The sequence below is a fragment of the Burkholderia sp. WP9 genome, from assembly GCF_900104795.1.
In the GTDB taxonomy this organism is placed as follows: domain Bacteria; phylum Pseudomonadota; class Gammaproteobacteria; order Burkholderiales; family Burkholderiaceae; genus Paraburkholderia.
Genome location: NZ_FNTG01000002.1, coordinates 1,516,812 through 1,535,261, shown reverse-complemented (window position 1 = coordinate 1,535,261; position 18,450 = coordinate 1,516,812). Strand labels below are relative to the sequence as shown.

At 63.8% G+C, this 18,450-nt stretch carries 14 protein-coding genes; 11 read left to right on the top strand and 3 right to left on the bottom strand.

Features of this window, described 5'->3' with window-relative positions; genetic code table 11:
* Window positions 1–195: 195 nt before the first annotated feature.
* A complete protein-coding gene (locus tag BLW71_RS28090; protein WP_091804570.1) occupies window positions 196–1,512 on the bottom strand; it encodes a PQQ-dependent sugar dehydrogenase in 1,317 nt (438 codons plus the stop codon).
* 241 nt (window positions 1,513–1,753) lie between these two features.
* Between BLW71_RS28090 and BLW71_RS28085 the strand changes: the two genes are divergently transcribed.
* Window positions 1,754–2,329 carry a cytochrome b gene (locus BLW71_RS28085; protein WP_177205130.1) on the top strand — a complete coding sequence of 192 codons (576 nt, stop codon included), beginning with the start codon at window positions 1,754–1,756 and terminating at the stop codon, window positions 2,327–2,329.
* A 16-nt stretch (window positions 2,330–2,345) separates the two neighbouring features.
* Here the strand turns inward: BLW71_RS28085 and BLW71_RS28080 are convergent, their stop codons facing one another.
* Window positions 2,346–3,059, bottom strand: a complete 714-nt coding sequence (locus BLW71_RS28080; protein ID WP_091804564.1) for a hypothetical protein — start codon at window positions 3,057–3,059, stop codon at window positions 2,346–2,348.
* A 172-nt stretch (window positions 3,060–3,231) separates the two neighbouring features.
* Window positions 3,232–4,251, bottom strand: a complete 1,020-nt coding sequence (locus tag BLW71_RS28075; RefSeq protein WP_091804561.1) for an SGNH/GDSL hydrolase family protein — start codon at window positions 4,249–4,251, stop codon at window positions 3,232–3,234.
* A 330-nt stretch (window positions 4,252–4,581) separates the two neighbouring features.
* Between BLW71_RS28075 and BLW71_RS28070 the strand changes: the two genes are divergently transcribed.
* The 10 genes from BLW71_RS28070 to BLW71_RS28025 all read left to right on the top strand — a co-directional run bounded on the left by BLW71_RS28070 (window position 4,582) and on the right by BLW71_RS28025 (window position 18,287).
* Entirely contained in the window at window positions 4,582–7,326 is a 2,745-nt protein-coding gene (locus tag BLW71_RS28070) for a winged helix-turn-helix domain-containing protein (RefSeq protein WP_091804558.1), read from the top strand.
* A gap of 154 nt (window positions 7,327–7,480) precedes the next feature.
* Entirely contained in the window at window positions 7,481–8,620 is a 1,140-nt protein-coding gene (locus BLW71_RS28065) for an acyl-CoA dehydrogenase family protein (RefSeq protein ID WP_091808985.1), read from the top strand.
* Window positions 8,621–8,646: 26 nt separating this feature from the next.
* Window positions 8,647–9,834: a lipid-transfer protein gene (locus BLW71_RS28060; protein WP_091804554.1), complete on the top strand. Its 1,188-nt coding sequence runs from the start codon at window positions 8,647–8,649 to the stop codon at window positions 9,832–9,834.
* Between the two features lie 75 nt (window positions 9,835–9,909).
* Complete coding sequence (locus BLW71_RS28055; RefSeq protein ID WP_091804551.1) at window positions 9,910–10,845, top strand: SDR family oxidoreductase; 936 nt, start codon at window positions 9,910–9,912, stop codon at window positions 10,843–10,845.
* 36 nt (window positions 10,846–10,881) lie between these two features.
* Window positions 10,882–12,450: an acyl-CoA synthetase gene (locus tag BLW71_RS28050; RefSeq protein WP_091804548.1), complete on the top strand. Its 1,569-nt coding sequence runs from the start codon at window positions 10,882–10,884 to the stop codon at window positions 12,448–12,450.
* A gap of 48 nt (window positions 12,451–12,498) precedes the next feature.
* The gene (locus tag BLW71_RS28045; protein ID WP_091804545.1) at window positions 12,499–13,656 is read left to right on the top strand and encodes an acyl-CoA dehydrogenase family protein; all 1,158 of its coding nucleotides are present in this window, start codon (window positions 12,499–12,501) and stop codon (window positions 13,654–13,656) included.
* Window positions 13,657–13,682: 26 nt separating this feature from the next.
* Window positions 13,683–14,681 (top strand): acyl-CoA dehydrogenase family protein, encoded by a 999-nt coding sequence (locus tag BLW71_RS28040; RefSeq protein WP_091804543.1) that lies wholly within the window; start codon window positions 13,683–13,685, stop codon window positions 14,679–14,681.
* An 87-nt stretch (window positions 14,682–14,768) separates the two neighbouring features.
* On the top strand, window positions 14,769–15,563 hold the full coding sequence (locus BLW71_RS28035) for a crotonase/enoyl-CoA hydratase family protein (RefSeq protein ID WP_091804540.1): 795 nt from the start codon (window positions 14,769–14,771) through the stop codon (window positions 15,561–15,563).
* Window positions 15,556–16,641: an NAD(P)H-dependent flavin oxidoreductase gene (locus BLW71_RS28030; RefSeq protein WP_286162139.1), complete on the top strand. Its 1,086-nt coding sequence runs from the start codon at window positions 15,556–15,558 to the stop codon at window positions 16,639–16,641. The genes BLW71_RS28035 and BLW71_RS28030 overlap by 8 nt, the downstream gene beginning before the upstream one ends.
* A gap of 89 nt (window positions 16,642–16,730) precedes the next feature.
* Window positions 16,731–18,287 carry an acyl-CoA synthetase gene (locus tag BLW71_RS28025; protein WP_091804537.1) on the top strand — a complete coding sequence of 519 codons (1,557 nt, stop codon included), beginning with the start codon at window positions 16,731–16,733 and terminating at the stop codon, window positions 18,285–18,287.
* Window positions 18,288–18,450: the final 163 nt, after the last annotated feature.

Below are 18,450 nucleotides of genomic sequence, written 5' to 3'. Positions count from 1 at the left end.
GAGACATGGCAGACAGTGCAATGGGGTCATCAACGTCTATTTGGCGCCTTGGGCGCTGGAGGCGGTTGACCAGGATCAACTGGTTTGACATGGGTAATGCGATCGGGCTGTGAATCGGGCTGTAAATCGGGCACGGCTGAACGTCAGCATCGACCTTGGCCGTTCCCGAAACCCGTTCGCACAAGTGCGCATCCGTCACATGCTGCTACGTGGCGCGATTCGCCAGACAGTGTTACCTACGTCGTCCGCCACGAGCAACGCCCCGTGCGCATCCAGTGCGACGCCAACGGGCCGTCCTACCGCGTGGCCATCCGCGGTCAGAAAGCCGCTCAGGAAATCCTCAGGAGCGCCAGCAGGTTTTCCGTCGACGAAAGGCACGAACACAACCTTGTAACCAGCGTGCGGCTTGCGGTTCCACGAGCCGTGCTGGCCGACAAATGCGCCGCCTCGATAGTGCGCGGGAAACAGCGTTCGGTCGTAAAAGACGAGACCTAGCGAAGCCGTATGATTGCCCAGCGCATAGTCCGGTGCAATCGCCGCAGCAACGCGGTCGGGACGTTGCGGTTTGACTCGCTGGTCGACGTGCTGGCCGTAGTAGCTGTAGGGAAAGCCATAAAACGCGCCATCTTTTACCGCGGTCATGTAGTCCGGTACGAGGTTGTTGCCCAGATCGTCCCGCTCGTTGACCGCCGTCCACAATGCGCCGCTGTCGGGTTGCCACGAGAGGCCATTGGGATTGCGCAGTCCCGTCGCATACGGACGCAAACCGCCGGTTTTCACGTCGAACTCGAGTATCCGTGCGCGGTCCTGCTCGGCGTCGATGCCATTTTCGCCCGCGTTGCTATTCGATCCCACCGTGATATAGAGGTGCTTGCCCGAGCGGTCGGCGAGAATATTCTTGGTCCAGTGGTGGTTGATCGGACCGGCTGGCAAATCGGCGACCTTGACCCCGGGGCCGGTGATCTGTGTGGCGCCTTCGACATAGTCGAAACGCAGGAGAGCGTCCGTATCGGCCACGTAGAGTTCATTGCCAATCAGCGCCATTCCGAACGGCGAATGCAGGCCGCCAATAAACACGGTTTGCATCTGGGCAACGCCCGTGTTGTTCGCGTCGCGTAGTAGCACGATACGATCGGGACTGCTCACGCCCGCGCCCGCGCGCTTCATTACCTGCCGTCTGACCCAGCCGAACAGGCCGCTTCCTTCGTCGTGTTCTTTCGGTGCATCGCTTTCCGCCACGAGCACGTCACCGTTGGGCAGCGTGTAAATCCAGCGTGGGTGCGCGAGGCCGCCGGCGAACCGGGTGACGGAAAAACCGTCGGGGGCGCTCGGCATAGAGCCATCTGGGCGCGCCTGAACAGGCGCGATGTTGACCATCGGAAGCAGCGTCGATTGCGGAGCCGGCATGGCGGGCGAGGCGCCGAAACCGTTATCAGCAGAACTCGATGGGCCGATCGCGCACGCGGTCAGCGGCAAGATCAGTAAAACTACCAGACGTTTGAATAGGCGCATTTTTTCTCTTGGCGATCGGCTTTGGGGATGCTGCTGAAAGCTGTGCAGCAAGAAGCCTGCCTATCAGGTGGCAGGACGCGGCATTGGCCAATTTCCCGGTTCCATGCGCGGCATCAGATTTCCTTAAGATAAGGTCGTTAGCATTGTTTAGAATGGATATCTGTTTGTCGGCAGTCGATCTGGGTCGCCGGCCACGCGTTTTATCAATTCAATGCGGTACGGGAAACATCGAGGAGAGGGAGTGGCTAAAGTTCTGCAAGGTACGCGTCCGGCCTATGACGCAGTCGCACGCACGCTACATTGGCTAACTGTCCTGTTGATCGCGGTGCAGTTCGTGATCGGCTGGACGATGCCGGACATACACAAGGACACACAGCCCGTTGGCCTGATTGCCTGGCATCTCGGCGTCGGCTCGGCGCTGATCGCCGTCATGGTGATTAGAGTGATCTGGCGTTTGACTCACTGGCCGACGCCGGACGAGTTGCCGCCGCTATTGAGCGTCGTCTCGCGCATCACGCATTTTCTGCTTTACGCTGCGCTGGTGGTGGTGCCGCTGCTTGGCTGGATCAACGCGTCTTCACGCGGCTGGACAGTCAGTTTGCTGGGCCTTGTGCCATATCCGGCACTCAGCGAACAGGGCTCGGCTTTTGGCCACGAAATGGGTGATGTGCACGGCGTTCTCGCATGGGTGCTGTTCGCGCTGATTGCGCTGCATGTGGCCGCGGCGGTGTTCCATCGCGTTGTTCTGAAAGACCACGTACTCCAACGCATGCTGCCCCAAGCGGGGCCGTCGAATAATTCGCCGCGAAACCGCTGAGGTCTGGCCCCGACGATCAGTCAGCCCGGCACCAGCGGCCGGAATCGGGGCACACAATGGCCTGTTCGCCGTTCACCCGGATTTGTTCCGCATCCAGGTGCAATGAGGTCGAAGGGGCCGTGTCGAAGGTGACACCCAGTGCATGCGCCACATGGGTATTTTCGATGGGGAGCTCCCAGGTCAGGAAGATCTGGATGCAATCCCGATCAGGCGCGAACTCGGCTGCATCAAAACCGCTGCTGTGGCGCTGAATGACGCCATGTGGCTGGCCCGTGTCGAATATCACGACCGTTCCTCGCGAGAGAGGAATGCGCCGGCCCAAAGACGGGAAATGCAGGTCCAGCCCCTTGTCCTCACTCATGAAGAGATTGCAGAAGGCCGCACTGCCATATTGTTCGGCGTCTTGATGATACCGCGCGCCGCGGCAGACCATCAGGGCGACGTCGCTGGCGGCAAGTACCGCCGGCATTCCTAGCGCGGAGGTCCAGTCGGACACGGCCTGCACGCAGCGCGAATAGTCGGGCCAGCGCATCCGCGCCCGCGCGAGAGGCATGGCTTCCACGTCTCCGGGTTCGAGGACCATGTGCGACGCTATTTCCCGTTCCCAATCCGCAAGCAGGCGTACAGGTGGGACAGGTACGTCGAGCGAGCCTGAGAGCACGATGTCGCTCACGCGTCGACTGCGAATGGCGTCGCCACTCCAGAAATGGGAAGTCAGTATGTCCGGCACTTGATGCTGTTAGGGGAGGTCATCTGGCCATTGTAACGATTCGACAGGGCCGCTTCGGCACATTGGCCGGGAACGGTCTCTCGCGGCCAGCGGCTTCCCCCAGGCATCGGCGAAAAGGGCTGCGCGGCGGCCTTCTCCGCGCTCATCAGATCGACAGCCTCCGGGTGCTGCGTCAATGGCCCAGGCCGGTGCTGGCGATCTGGTGCTCCACGTACTGCGCGAATAGCGCGTGCAGGTGCGTGGTCGGATGAAGGTCGTCGGCGAACATGTACGTCTGGTCCGCGTTGGCGCTCACGTAGGTTGGCGGCGAGCACAGCAGTGCCGTGTCGTCGGGCGTTTTCTTGGGGTCGCAAGCAACGCCGGTGTTCGACACGGCGAAGCCGTTGGCCTGAAAATTCGCCATGATTCCGTTCAGCCAGGTATAGGAATCGATCTGGATGACCTTGCCCTGCAGGCCATCGGTCTGCAAAGCGGCGTTAAGGCTGCTGTTGAACAGCTGCGATAACTGGGTCAAGTTAGCCCCGCCATCGGACGAGGCGATGCCGTGCGGCGACAGTCCGATATTCGGCACATTGACCACCACGACATGCGTGGCGCCGTTCTGGACGATCTGACCGACAACCTGAGCGAGGGTGGCAGCCGCCGTGTTGACCGTCTGTGCAGCCGCTGGCAGAGCCCCGGCGCGTAGCACATCGTTCGCGCCCGCCCAGACGAGCACTAGTTGATTCGAGTTGAAACTCCCGTGAGCGGCCAGATAGCTCGAAACCTGCTGATTCACCGGCATTTCGATGTTGCCGATCACGCTGGTCAGAAAATCGGACTGGTTTGCCGGCGTCGCCACCGTGGCGCCACCCTCCGCATAGCCGAGGCCGCCTTGCGCGCTGAGCTTATGCGTGATGTCGATGGTGTACGCGACATTTAGCGTGTCGCCGTAGTATTGCGCGATATTCTGAGTCCACACCTGTCCGGGATTGGTCGTGAAACGCCCTCCGCCAACCGCGCCGGCGATTGGCGCGTAGGTTCCGACATCCGAAAGGCTGTCTCCGAACGAGACAATTTGCAGATGGACGCCGCCTGCCGGCGTCGCCGTGCGGCCATTATTCGAACTGCCGTCGTGCCCACCGCACGCCGAAAGCAGTGAGACCGCGACGGCAAAAATTGCAGCGCGTACCGTGTCATTCATTCCTCGCATAACGACTCTCCCTGAACTGGCGGGGAGGTCCGGCCACGTTGCGGGATGATCGCGCGTCGCCTTCCCGACAAGCACATTGCCGAAGCAAGAAGCATGCGCTATTGCGCCTGCGGCGGCGGGTGGCTGGCTCACTGAGCGCGGCACAAGTGACCCACGGCTTCCATAGAGTCGAACCCTCCCTGCGCCTTTTACCCACCCGAATCGGGTAGGTGGGCGCTAAATTGCCCGACGGGTGGCGTCGCACTCCTATACTCGGCAAAGCGCGTTCCGGCGTGACGGTACGCGTCGCGAGACTTCTCTCACGTTATCCGGTCTCTCAGCTTTCCCCGTATGCCCGAATCCAATGAACACTCAGGAGACGTGCGCGTCTCCCCCAGACTCGCTATCGAGCCCGTCACCGGTACGAGATTGATTCCGCCTCGGGCGGCGCGCCAGCTCATGCCGCGCGAAGCCTTGATGGCGCGCCTGCTCGAAGCGCGGCGGCAGCGTTGCGTGGTGATTCAGGGGCCGGCCGGCAGCGCCAAAACCAGCACGATGCTGGCCCTGCGGCAAGCCATGCTGACGCTGGATTTCGACGTGGCCTGGCTGTCGCTCGCGCCTGAGGACGACGACCTGACCGCGTTCTTTCACGGTCTGCTCGCGAGCCTTGCCAGCGTGGATCCGGCGATCGCGCGCGAAGCGGAACTGCTGGTCGGCCGTGAAAGCGACGAGACGGCGGTCGAGCATTGGGTAATCACGCTCGTTCGTGGGATTGCGCGCCGCAAGCGCGAGCTCGTGCTGATGCTAGACGACGTTCATTACCTTCAGAACGCCCGGATTCTCGAAGCGATGCGCTGGCTGCTCGATTACGCGCCACCACAGCTTCATGTCGTACTGGCTTCGCGGCGGGCGTTGCCCGTTTCGCTGGCGCGCCTGCGCTCGCAGGGTCTCGCGACCGAACTCGATCGACGGGATCTGCGCTTTTCGGCCGAAGAATCAGAGCGGTTCTTGCGCGAACAACTCGGCGACATCGCCAAACGGGACGCGCAGGTCGTGCATGAACTGACCGACGGCTGGGCGGCGGGCCTGCAATTGTTCGCGATCGACCTGAAGACCCGCAAAGGTGCGGCCTTCGCGCCTGCAACGGTGCGCGACGCCGAGACGTTCGCCCGCTACTTCGAACGCGAAGTGCTGGTGCGCCTCGCGCCGGACGATCTGCTTCTGCTTACTCGCGCGGCGTTGTGCGAACGATTTTGCGCACGCCTTTGCGCGAGCTTGATGCAGCATGCAGATGCGGTTGCAGACGTCGCCTCCCGACTCAGTCGCCTGGAGGGCGACAATCTGTTCATCAGCCAGATTGGTGTCGGACAGGACGGCGAAACCTGGTATCGCCTGCATCCTCTGCTGCGCGAGGTGCTGCAGCGCCGGGTCGCCGGGCTGCCGGCCGCGGAATTGCGCGAACTGCATGCGGCGGCCTGGCTGTGGCTCAGTGAGCAAGGTTATGTCGACGAAGCCGTGCATCACGCCGTGCTGGCCGACAACGCACAGGCTGCCGCCGACCTCGTGGAGGGCTGCGCGCACGATCTGCTCGCGCGCGGCGAACTCCGGCAGCTGGCGGGCCTGGTGCGCCGGTTGCCTCCGGCGCAGATCACGGCGCGTTTCGATCTGCGCGTGATCACCGCCTATCTGCAAATGTATGCGGGGGAAACCGATGCGCTCATGCAGAGCATCCAGCAGATAGCGTCGCGCAGCGAGCGGCCGGACCCGCGTCAGCGCTACGCGCTCGCGCTGCTTCGCGGTGGCCTCGCGCTACAGCGCGACGACACGGATTCGGTCGTCGCGCTATTGCCTGAACTGCAGCGCGTCCCCGCGGACGCGGACGATTTCACCCGTGCGGGTCGCGGCAATATTCTCTCGTGGATGTTCATCCATCGTGGTGAATATGAACAGGCGCGCAAGGTGTTGGAGGAAGGTGCGCCGCATGGCGGCGCGCCGCGCGGCATTCTGCTTGGCCGGTGCATGAGCGGTATGACGCACGCCGCCGAGGGGCAGGTGCTGCTCGCCGAGCGGGTCTTTTGCGACGTGCTGGCGGAAGCGGAAAAACAGGGGCCGGCCTACGTCGGCATTGCGTGCATGGCCGCGGCGCTGCTTGGCGAAGCGCTCTACGAACTGAACGATGTCGATGCCGCACTCGGTCTGTTGGACGAACGCATCGACGTGCTAGAGCGTGTGTCGATTCCGGACACCGTGTTGCGAGCGCTGGTGGTGCTCGCCGGCGCGCACTGGTTCGCGGGCCGTCGGCTCGAGGCGCGCGACTATCTCGATCGACTCGAAGACTATGCGAAGCGTCATGGTGTGGATCGTCTACTCGCCAACGCACTCTGCTTGCGCTCCCGCTGGCTGCTGGAAGAAGGCAGTCTCGATGAAGCCGAGGCGGCGCTGCTGCGCTGCGAAGCGCTCGCGGCGCGTTATGCCGGCGCGGCACGCAGCACGGCATGGGAAATCAGCGTCTGCGCCGATCTTGCGCGCATTCGCATGTGCCTGCATCTGAACGATTTCGACGGCGCGATGAACCGGCTGAAGCCCCTCAGCGCGCTGTCCGAAGCGGGAGGGCGGTGGTGCCGCGTAGCCGGGTTGCGGTTGCAGATGTCGATTGCCGAGATGGGGCGCCACAACGAGAGAGCGGCGCGTGAGCATCTGGTCGAGGCGCTGCGTCTCGGGCACCGGCTGGGGCTGATGCGCAGCCTGCTGGACGAGCTTGGACCCTGCCGGCAGATTCTCGACCCGCTGCCGTCGGAACAGGGCTTCGATCCCGTCCTCGCTTTCTATGCCCAACGGCTGATCGAAGCCGGACAGGCAACGGCACCTGCCGCGCCACAGACGGCTGCGATGCACGTGCCGATCCAGTCGCTCAGCGAACGTGAAAACGAGGTCCTGGGTCTGCTTGCACTTGCATTGCCCAACAAGAAGATTGCGCGGGTCATGGACGTTTCGCTCGATACGGTGAAGTGGCACCTGAAGAACATCTACAGAAAGCTCGAAGTGTCGGGCCGCGACGGCGCCGTCGCCAGGATGCGCGACGCGGGCGCGCGATAACCGCCGTCTCATCCGCAGTCCTCCATCCGCCTACCCCCACTCTACGGGGGTAGGCTCGCTCCCCACCCCCGCCACGCACAATGCGTTTATGGAAGCAGCCGGCCGGCAAACCCGGTCCGCGCTGCCAACGCATTCAATCGATAAGGAGCGTGCGGTGGAAGTCAAACGTAATGTCTATCGCGAGGATCACGAGATGCTGCGTGAAACCGCGCGGCGTTTCTTCGAACGGGAATGCCTGCCGCGTCAGGCGCAGTGGGACGAGGCCGGCTGTGTCGATCGCGAGACGTGGTTGAAGGCCGGGCGGGAAGGTCTGCTGTGCGTGACCGTCCCGGAAGAATACGGCGGTGGCGGCGGCGATTTCGGTCATTCGGCGATCGTCGCGGAAGAGTTGCATCGTGCGGGCGTGTCGGGTTTCAGCTATTCCGTGCACTCCGATATCACCGCGCCGTACATCGTGCGCCTCGGCACCGAAGAGCAGAAACGCAACTGGTTGCCGCCCATTTGCCGCGGCGAAAAGATTCTCGCCATCGCGATGACCGAGCCCGGCACGGGCTCTGATCTGAAGTCGATCCGTACCACCGCGGTGCGCGATGGCGACGACTACGTGATCAACGGCAGCAAGACTTTCATCTCCAACGGCCTGAACTGCGACATGGTGGTGGTGGTCTGCAAGACCGACCCGTCGGCGGGTGCGAAGGGCGTGAGCCTGATCATGGTCGAAACCGACCGTGCCGGTTTTCGCCGTGGCCGCAAGCTCGAGAAAGTCGGGCAGGCCGCGGCTGACACTGCCGAACTCTTTTTCGACAACGTGCGCGTACCGGCAAGCAACCTGATCGGTAACGAGAACGGCGGCTTCATTCACCTGATGGAAGAGTTGCCGCAAGAGCGCCTGATCATCGCGGTGTATTGCGCCGCGAAGCTGGAGCGGCAACTCGAACTGACGTTGCAATACGTGAAGGACCGACGCGCTTTCAATCAAACCGTGTGGGACTTCCAGAACACCAAATTCAAGCTGGCCGATGTGAAGGCGCAAGCCGTCGCGGTCCGCACGCTGGTCGATTACTACATCCGCGAGCACATGGAGCGCAAGCTCACGCTGCAGGAAGCGGCCATCGCCAAGCTCTTCGCGACCGAAGCGATGTGGAAGTGCATCGACGAAATGGTCCAGTTGCATGGCGGTTACGGCTACATGCTGGAGTATCCGATTGCCCGTGCCTTTGCCGACATGCGCGTCACGCGCATTTTCGGTGGGACCAGCGAGGTTCTGCGGGATCTGATCTCGCGCAAGCTTTAAGTCTCCTTACCTTTTGAGGCAGCATCATGAGCGAAAAAGTACTGGTGGCGGGCGTCGGCATGATCCAGTTCGCCAAGCCCGGCGCGAGCCAGAGCTACACCGAAATGGGCGCTGAAGCGACCCGCCGCGCGCTGGCCGATGCGGGCATTGCGTACGACCTCGTAGAGCAGGCATTCGCGGGCTACGTCTACGGGGACTCCACGTGCGGCCAGACCGCGCTGTACGAAGTGGGCATGACGGGCATTCCGATCGTCAACGTCAATAACAATTGCTCGACGGGTTCGACCGCGCTTTATCTGGCGCGCCAGGCAATCGCGACCGGCGACGCCGACTGCGTGCTCGCGCTCGGCTTCGAGCAGATGCAGGCGGGTGCATTGAAATCGCACTGGGACGACCGGCCGGTGACGCGTGCGCGTTTCGTGCCGATCATGCACGGCCTCACCGCCGACCTGGCGCATCTTCCGCAGGCACTGCGCACGTTCGGCGGCGCGGGCCGCGAGCATATGCAGCGTTACGGCACGCGCATGGAAACCTTCGCCGCGGTGCGCGCGAAGGCGAGCCGCCACGCGGCCAACAACCCGCTCGCACTGTTCCGCAAACAGGTGACGACCGAAGACGTGATGAACGACACGGTGCTGATACCCGGCGTGATGACGCGTCTGATGGCCTGCCCGCCGACATGCGGCGGCGCGGCGGCGATCCTCGTCTCCGAGAAGTTTGCGAAGAAGCATGGCTTGCGCACCGGTGTGCAGATCGTTGCGCAATCCCTCACGACGGATCCGCCGGCTTCGTTCGATCCGCCGTCGATGCTGAACTACGTCGGCACGCACATGACGCGTTCGGCCGCGAACAAGGTCTATGAACAGGCCGGTATCGGACCGGAAGACATCGACGTGTGCGAGCTGCACGACTGTTTCGCGCACAACGAAGTCATCTGCTACGAATCGCTTGGGTTCTGCCCGGAAGGCGGCGCCGAGAAGTTCGTCAACGACGGTGACAACACGTATGGCGGCAAGGTGGTGGTCAATCCGTCGGGCGGCCTGCTTTCCAAGGGGCATCCGTTGGGCGCGACCGGCCTCGCGCAGTGTTATGAGTTGACCCAGCAGTTGCGCGGCACCGCTGACCAGCGCCAGGTGCAAGGCGCGAAGCTCGCGCTTCAACACAACCTGGGCCTGGGCGGCGCGTGTGTCGTGACGCTGTACGGCAAGCACTGAACGCGTGAGCGCAGGCCGGCGGCAAGTCGTCTCCTGCGCAAACGTCTGGATAGCAAACAGCACTGAGGATTTCCCATGCAGCAGCTTTGCAAGAATCGCGTTGTAGTCGTCACCGGCGCCGGTCGAGGCCTCGGACGTGAATACGCTCTGGAGTTCGCCCGTCAGGGGGCGAAAGTCGTCGTCAACGATCTCGGCGGCAAGGGAGATGGTTCGGGCGCGGCGAGCGGCCCCGCGCTTGATGTGGTCGCCGAAATCGAAGCGCTCGGCGGCGAAGCTGTCGCGAACTTCGACGACGTGGCCGACTGGCAGGGCGCGAAGAACATGATCGACACGGCGATTTCCGTTTTCGGCGGACTCGACGTGCTGGTCAACAACGCGGGCATTCTGCGCGATCGCACGCTGGTCAACATGAGCGAGGAAGACTGGGACTCGGTGATTCGCGTGCACATGCGCGGCACTTTTGCGCCGTCACGCCACGCCGCCGCATATTGGCGCGAGGAGGCCAAGGCGGGTCGCGAGCGGGTGGCGCGGCTCATCAACACCAGTTCGTCGTCGGGTCTGTACTGCAATCCTGGCCAGGCCAACTATGGCGCGGCAAAGGCCGGTATCGCCGCCATGTCGGTGATTGCGGCTCGCGAACTGGAGCGCTATGGTGTGACCGTGAATGCGATCTATCCGACCGCAATGAGCCGGCTCACTGAGGACATCTTCGCGAAGCGGCGCGACGAATTCACCGCGGGCGCCGCACCGGGCTTCGATCCGCTGGATGCCGGCAATGTCGCGCCCCTCGTGGGATGGCTGGGCAGCAGTGCGTCGAGCGGTATCACCGGGCGTGTGTTTGGCGTGCGCGGTGGCCGTATCACGGTGGCCGAAGGCTGGCATGCCGGCCCGCGCATCGAGAAGGACGGGCGTTGGGATGCGGCGGAACTCGGTGCTTTGATACCGGGGTTGGTGGAGCAGGCCGCGCCGAATGCGCTGACCTCCGGCGAAATTCCGGAGACGGTAGCGTAAGCGCCCGAAACCCTCACGCATCGCAGGAGAGTCTGCATGAGCGGAACCCCGAAATACCTCGGCGACCATGCCGAACTGACACCGGATAAGGCCGCCGCGATCAACAGCACGAGCGGCGAGGTGTTGACCTATCGCGAACTCGACGAGCGTTCGAATCGCTTCGCGCAGTGTCTGTACGCAGCGGGGCTGCGGCGCGGCGACCATATCGCGATGGTGCTCGAGAACAACATGCGCTGCTTCGAGGTGTGTTGGGCGGCGCTGCGTTCCGGCTTGATGATCACGCCGGTCAACCGCTATCTGACCGCGGCGGAAGCAGCCGGCATCATCGAGGACAGCAACGCGCAAGTGGTGGTCAGTTCGTATGCAATGCGCGAGCTCGCGGCCGGACTGACCAGCATGATGCCGACGTGCCGTCTGCGGCTGATGGTCGACGGCACCATTGCCGGCTGGGAAAGCTATGAAGCCATGACCGGCCGCTATCCCGCCAGTCGTCTTGAGGACGAATGGCTGGGCGCCATGATGATCTATAGCTCGGGCACGACCGGCCGTCCGAAGGGCATTATTCGCGCGCAGCCTCAGGGCCGGGTGACAGAAGGTTCCGGTTCCGCGCGCCGCCCGCAGTTCGAGCGCTATGGTTTTGACGCGCAAACGGTGTATCTGTCACCGGCTCCGCTCTATCACACCGCGCCGCTCGGCTACGGAATCGAGACGCAGTTTGGCGGTGGCACCGTGGTCTTCATGGAGAAGTTCGATCCGCTCGAAGCGCTGCGGGCGATCGAGCGCTATCGCGTCACGCACAGCCAGTGGGTGCCGACCATGTTGATCCGCCTGCTCAAGCTCGGCCCCTCGCTGCGCGATGCATTCGACCTGTCGAGCCACCGGGTGGCGATTCATGCGGCCGCACCGTGCCCACAGGAGGTCAAGCGGCAGATGATCGACTGGTGGGGGCCGATCATCGAGGAGTATTACTCGTCGACTGAGGGCAATGGCGTGACCACGCTCAGCACCGAGGAGTGGCTCGCGCATCCCGGTTCGGTGGGCCGCCCGCTGCTCGGCGTCATTCATATCTGCGATGACGACGGCAACGAGTTGCCGGTCGGCGAAACCGGCACCGTCTATTTCGAGCGGGACCAGTTGCCGTTCCACTACCACAACGATCCCGACAAGACCCGTGCCGCACAACATCCCCGCTATCCGGCGTGGACGGCGGTCGGCGACATAGGTCATGTGGATAGCGACGGCTATCTGTATCTGACCGATCGCAAGGCGTTCATGATCATCTCCGGCGGAGTCAACATCTATCCGCAAGCGATCGAAGACGCGCTGGCCGTGCATCCCGATGTGCAGGATGCGGCGGTGATCGGCGTGCCCGACGCCGAGATGGGCGAGCAGGTCAAAGCGATTGTCGAACCGATGCCCGGCGTGGTGCCGTCGGACGCGCTCGCGGAACGGCTATTGGCCTACCTGCGTACGCGAGTGGCGCGCTACATGGTGCCGCGCTCGATCGATTTCATCGACGCGATGCCGCGCCTGCCTACCGGCAAGCTGTACAAGCAGGCACTGCGCGAGCGCTATGACGCACGAGCGGAGCGTGCGGATTCATAACCCGCAGACGCGCAGCGGCGAGGCGACTACAAAAATCTGGAGTGAGACGTGAACAACCTGTTGGATGCTTTCCACCTGACGGCGCTGCCCGCCGCGGCCGAAGCGTTCCGTGCGGACGTGAAGCACTTTCTTGACGAGCACCTGCCAGCGGCGCCGGACGATGTTCGTGCCCGTTCCTGGATGGGCTTCGACGCGGAATTCAGCCGACGTCTCGCGGCGCGCGGCTGGATCGGGTTGACCCTGCCGGCGAGTTACGGCGGCGCGGGCATGGACGCGTTTCGTCGCTTCGTGCTGGTCGAGGAACTGCTGGCCGCGGGTGCACCGGTCGCGGCACACTGGATCGCCGACCGTCAAAGCGGCCCATTGATTCTGCGCTACGGCACCGAGGCACAGAAGGACTTCTACCTGCCGCGCATCTGTGCTGCGAGCGCGTTCTTTTGCATCGGCATGAGCGAGCCCGACTCGGGTTCCGATCTCGCGAGCGTGCGAACCCGTGCGGTGCGCTGCGACGGCGGCTGGCGTCTGACCGGGCGCAAGATCTGGACGACCAACGCGCAGCATTGCCAGTACATGATCGCGCTGGTGCGATCGTCGGGCGTGCCGGAGGATCGGCAGAAGGGGCTGTCGCAGTTCATCGTCGATCTGTCGCTGCCCGGCGTCGACGTGCGGCCGATCGTGGATCTCACTGGCGACGCCCACTTCTCCGAAGTGACGTTCGACAACGTATTCCTAGCCGACGATGCGTTGATCGGCGACGAAGGCGCCGGCTGGCAGCAGGTCACAGCCGAACTGGCTTTCGAACGCAGCGGCCCTGAGCGGCTTTATTCGAGCGTGGTGCTGCTCGACTGCTGGCGCGCGCAACTGCGCCGCCACGGCGCGAACGACGCCGACCTCGCCTTGCTCGGCGGCTTCGCAACGCAACTGGCCACGCTGCGCTGCCTGTCGATCGCGGTGACCGCGAGACTCGCGCATGGCGAAAGCCCGGTGGTCGAGGCGGCGCTCGTCAAGGACATCGGCACCGAGTTCGAACAGGCCATTCCCGCGCAACTGGAAGCGGCGATCAGCGCCGACGCTGCCCAGACCATCGATCCCGAGTTGTATCGCACGGTGGCCTACCTCAGCCAGATCTCGCCGACCTTCTCGCTGCGCGGCGGCACGCGCGAAGTGCTGCGCGGCATGATCGCGCGCGGTCTTGGTTTGCGCTAACCCATCTGGACGAGGAAGAGACCTGCATGTTCACCGAAGCCATTGAAGCTATTCTGCGCGACCGCGCCACCCCCGAAGCGATCCGCGCGATCGAGAACGGCGGCACGCCCGCGTCTATCTGGAACGCAGTGGAGGAGGCCGGCTTTCTGGAGTTGCTGACGCCGGAAAGCGACGGCGGCGCCGGACTGTCGTTGCCGGCAAGCGCGCCGGTTTTCACGGCCCTTGGGCGCTATGCGGTCCCCGTGCCGCTCGCACAGAGCATCGCGGCGCGCGCGCTTCTGCGCGGCACCGGAGTCGCAGCGCCTGGCGGCATGACGACGCTCGCCGGCGCTTGCCGCAGTGGCGAGAACGGCGCGTTGGAGGCGCCTCAGGTGCCGTTCGGCATGACCTGTGATCACGTACTGGCCAATGTCGACGGTGATTTGCTGCTGCTCGACGCCGCGCGAGCCGAACGCAAACCCTGCGGCGTGCACGGCAGCTTTAGCGGCACGCTGAGTTGGGGCATCAATGCCGTGCCCGCGCCGCTCGGCGCGAACGGCGAAGAGGTGCTGCGGTTTAGTGCTGCGATCCATGCGGCAGCTATCGCCGGCGCGATGGATCGCGTGTTCGCCATGACGCTGCAGTACTGCAACGATCGCTCGCAATTCGGCAAGTCGATTGGCAAATTTCAGGCGGTGCAGCATCAGTTGAGCGTGATGGCCCAGCACGTGGCGTCGGCCGGGATGGCATCCGAACTGGCGTTCTCGGGCGCGGGCGCCGTGCCCGAGCGGCTCGCGACAGCGATCGCCAAAGCGCGCACGAGCATGGCGGTGCCGCTGGTGGCGTCGACGGCGCATGCGTTGCATGGCGCAATCGGCGTCACCGCCGAATACGATCTCCAGCTCTATACGCGCAGGCTGCATGAATGGCGCATGGCGGACGGCTCGGAGGCATTCTGGAATCGCATGGTGGGGAACGCGGTGCTCGCGCAGGAGCACGGCACGTTCGCGGACTTCGCGCGAACCGCGCCATGCGCCGCCGCATGAAGAGGCGAATGGCAGAGAGCGCATCTGCTCACGCCGCTCCGGCGTCAGCGGAAAACCTGTACAGCAGCGGAGACGATTAGACATCCTATGAGCCAATTTCTGAAGTACGAACAGGACGGACACATCGTCACGCTGACGATGAACGAACCGGAACGGCGCAATCCGCTCACCGGCAACACAGCGGTGGAGGAGTTTCTGACGGCGATCGCGCGCATCGAAGCCGACCGTTCCGTGCGGGCCGTTATCCTGACGGGCGCCGGCACGGCGTTCTCGTCGGGCGGCAATATCCACGACATGGAACGGCATGCGTCGGGCACGCTGCCCGGCATGGAAATTCGCCAGGACTACCGGCGCGGTATTCAGCAACTTCCGCTGGCGTTGTTCAATCTGGAGGTGCCGGTCATTGCCGCCGTGAATGGCGCGGCGATCGGCGCGGGACTCGACCTTGCCTGCATGTGCGATATCCGCATTGCGTCCGAGCTTGCAAAATTCGCCGAGAGCTTCGTCAAGCTCGGCATCATTCCCGGCGACGGCGGCGCGTGGCTGCTACCGCGCATCATCGGTTTGTCGCGCGCCGCGGAGTTGACCTTCACGGGCCAGATGATCGACGCGCAACAGGCGCTCGAATGGAATCTGGTTTCCCGCGTCGTGCCACACGGCGAACTCCTCACCGTCGCGCAAGGCCTCGCGCGTTCGATCGCCGCCAACCCGCCTCACGCAGTGCGGCTGGCCAAGCGCTTACTGCGCGAAGGCATGCATTGCCGGCTGGATACGCTACTGGAAATGTCGGCGGCTTATCAGGCGCTCTCGCATCAAACGGCAGACCATCGCGAGGCGGTTGCGGCGTTCATCGAGAAACGGTCGCCGTCGTTCAATGGATAGAGCGGCCGCCGATCGTCTGGCATGCGAAGGCGCTCGCGAGCCGGCAACCACGCAGCGCTTTCGCACACGCATTACCGATTGCTTCGGCATTCGCCATCCGATCCTGCTCGGCGGCATGCATCACCTCGGCCAGTCGGGCATTGTCGCGGCGGTGGTGAACGCGGGTGCGATGGGCTTTATCACCGCGCGCTCGTTCAGCAGTGCGGATGCACTGCGCGGCGATCTACGCCGTTGCAGAACGCTGACCGAGGGCCGGCCCTTCGGCGTGAATCTGACGTTGTCGCGCCGCGCGGAACTGAATCGCGACGTCGCCGACTGGATCAGGATCGCGCTCGAAGAGGGCGTGCGTCACTTTGAAAGCGCGGGCGCGTCGCCCGAGCAACTGGTAGAGCCGATTCGACAGGGCGGCGGTGTGTTGATTCACAAATGCCCGAGCGTGCGCCATGCGGTGAGCGCGCAGCGCCTCGGTGTGGATGCACTCGCGTTGGTCGGCCTTGAAGAAGGCGGCCATCCCGGCGCCAATCAGCTTTCCGCATTCGTGAACGGGGCTTATGCGCTAGAGAAGATTCATGTTCCGCTCGTGATCGGCGGCGGTATCGGCAACGGTCGTCAGATTGCCGCCGCGCTTGCGCTAGGCGCCGACGGCGTGGTGATGGGCAGCCGCTTCATGGTCGCCTCGGAAATCGCCGCACACGATGCGTTGAAGCAGCGCATTGTCGCCGCCGACGCGCATTGCTCGACCGCGATCCTCGCATCGCTCGGCGATACCTGGCGCGTGCTGGATAACGAGGCGGCGCGCGAGGTCCAGCGGCTCGAAGCCGCGGGTGCTCGCCGGCACAGTGACTTCGGCGATCTGATCCTGTCGTCGCGGACGCGGCAACGCGTCTATCAGGACGGCGACGTGGAGGCCGGCATCGTGTCGCTCGGACCGGCAGGCGGCTTCGCGGACGCGATTGTTCCGGCCGCGCAGATCGTCGAGCAATTGATCGGCGACGCGGCGCAGGCAGCGCACGCGTTCGCGCAGCGCGTTGTCGGCGCGGACGCGCGCTCGTGTCCCGCGTCCACGTCCGTGGCCTGAACACCTCTTGCCTCGCGTGCGTGCACGAGATCCGGTGAGGTTCGCAGCACGGCGGCCTTAAACGCTCATACACAGCCAAGGAGACCAGCATGTATCTGACCCAGGGCCTGCATCGCTCGCTTCAGCAGAACCCGGACCGGGTGGCGATTTCGTTCAAGGGACGTCGGCGGACGTTTCGCGAGTTCGCGGATCGGGCCGCGCGTCTGGCGGCCGCGTTGCGTGGAATCGGCATGGCAGCGGATGATCGCGTCGCCATGCTCGCGCTCAATTCCGACCGCTACCTCGAATACGTAATGGGCGTGTGGTGGGGCGGTGGCGTGCTGAACCCGGTCAACATTCGTTGGAGCGTGGCGGAGATCGCCTATTCGCTGAACGATTGCGACACGCGCATCCTGATCGTCGACGACCACTTCGCCAATATCGCGCCGGAAGTGTGCGCGCTCGCCCGGACCGCGCCGATCCTGATTCATGCCGGCGACGGCGCGGCGCCGCCCGGCATGCTCTCGTTCGACGCGTTGATCGCGGCCGCTGCGCCGATGCCGGACGCCGGCCGTGGTGGCGCCGATCTCGCGTGCATCATGTACACCGGCGGCACGACCGGTTTTCCGAAGGGCGTGATGCAGACGCATCTGAACGTCTGGTCGTCGTGCATCATGCGGATTGCCGAGTCCGCGCCCTTGCCCGATAGCGCGGTTTTGCATGCGGCGCCGTTCTTCCATGTCGCCGGGCTCGGACGCGCGCTCGTGCAGTTCATCGCCGGCGAGGCGCATGTCGTCATTCCGGCCTTCGACGCGGGCGAGGTGCTCAAGGCGATCGGCGAGGAGCGCGTAAGCGACACGCTGCTCGTGCCGACCATGATCCAGACGGTGCTCAATCATCCCGACTTTGCCCGCACCGATCTGACCAGCCTGAAGCGCCTCACCTACGGCGCGTCGCCGATCCCGGAAACGCTATTGGACCGGCTGATCGAAGCCCTGCCTGGTCTGCAGCTCGCGCATTCTTACGGGATGACCGAGGCGTGTCCGAGCATTTCGGCGAACTCACCTTCCAACCACGATGAAGCGGGCCGCAAAAGCGGCCTGTACCGCTCGATCGGTCGCGGCTTGCCGGGACTGATGGTGAAGGTGGTCGATAGCGACGGCGAGGAAGTGCCGCGTGGCACGGTCGGCGAGATCGTCGTGCGCGGGCCGAACGTCATGGCCGGCTACTGGAAGAAGCCCGAGGAGACCGCGCAGGCCGTTCGCGACGGCTGGCTGCATACCGGCGACGGCGCGTACATGGACGCGCAGGGTTATCTCTACATTGTGGACCGCATCAAGGACATGATCGTCAGCGGTGGCGAGAACGTTTACTCCGCCGAAGTGGAGAGCGTGATCGCGCGGCATCCCGCGGTCGCCGCCTGCGCGGTCATCGGAATTCCGCACGACACGTGGGGCGAGGCCGTGCATGCCGTGGTGGTCTGCAAGCCTGGCGAGACGCTCGGCGAAGACGATATTCGCGGACATTGCCGCCTGTTCATCGCCGCCTATAAGTGCCCGAAGACCGTCGAGTTCCGGGAGCAACTGCCGTTGTCGGCTGCCGGCAAGGTTCTGAAGCGGGACATCCGTGCGCCGTACTGGGCGGGCAGGCAACGCAACATTAATTAACCAGCCTCGCCATCGCGCGCCATGGCGTTCGATGTGGTTGAGGACACCAGTACTACCCATACCAAATGGATTGAGTTGTTATTTTTTAAATAAGTATAACTAATACAAAAGGAGAAAAATCTGTGAGGAAGTCGCTCTGGCAATGACGCTGATGGACATGGCA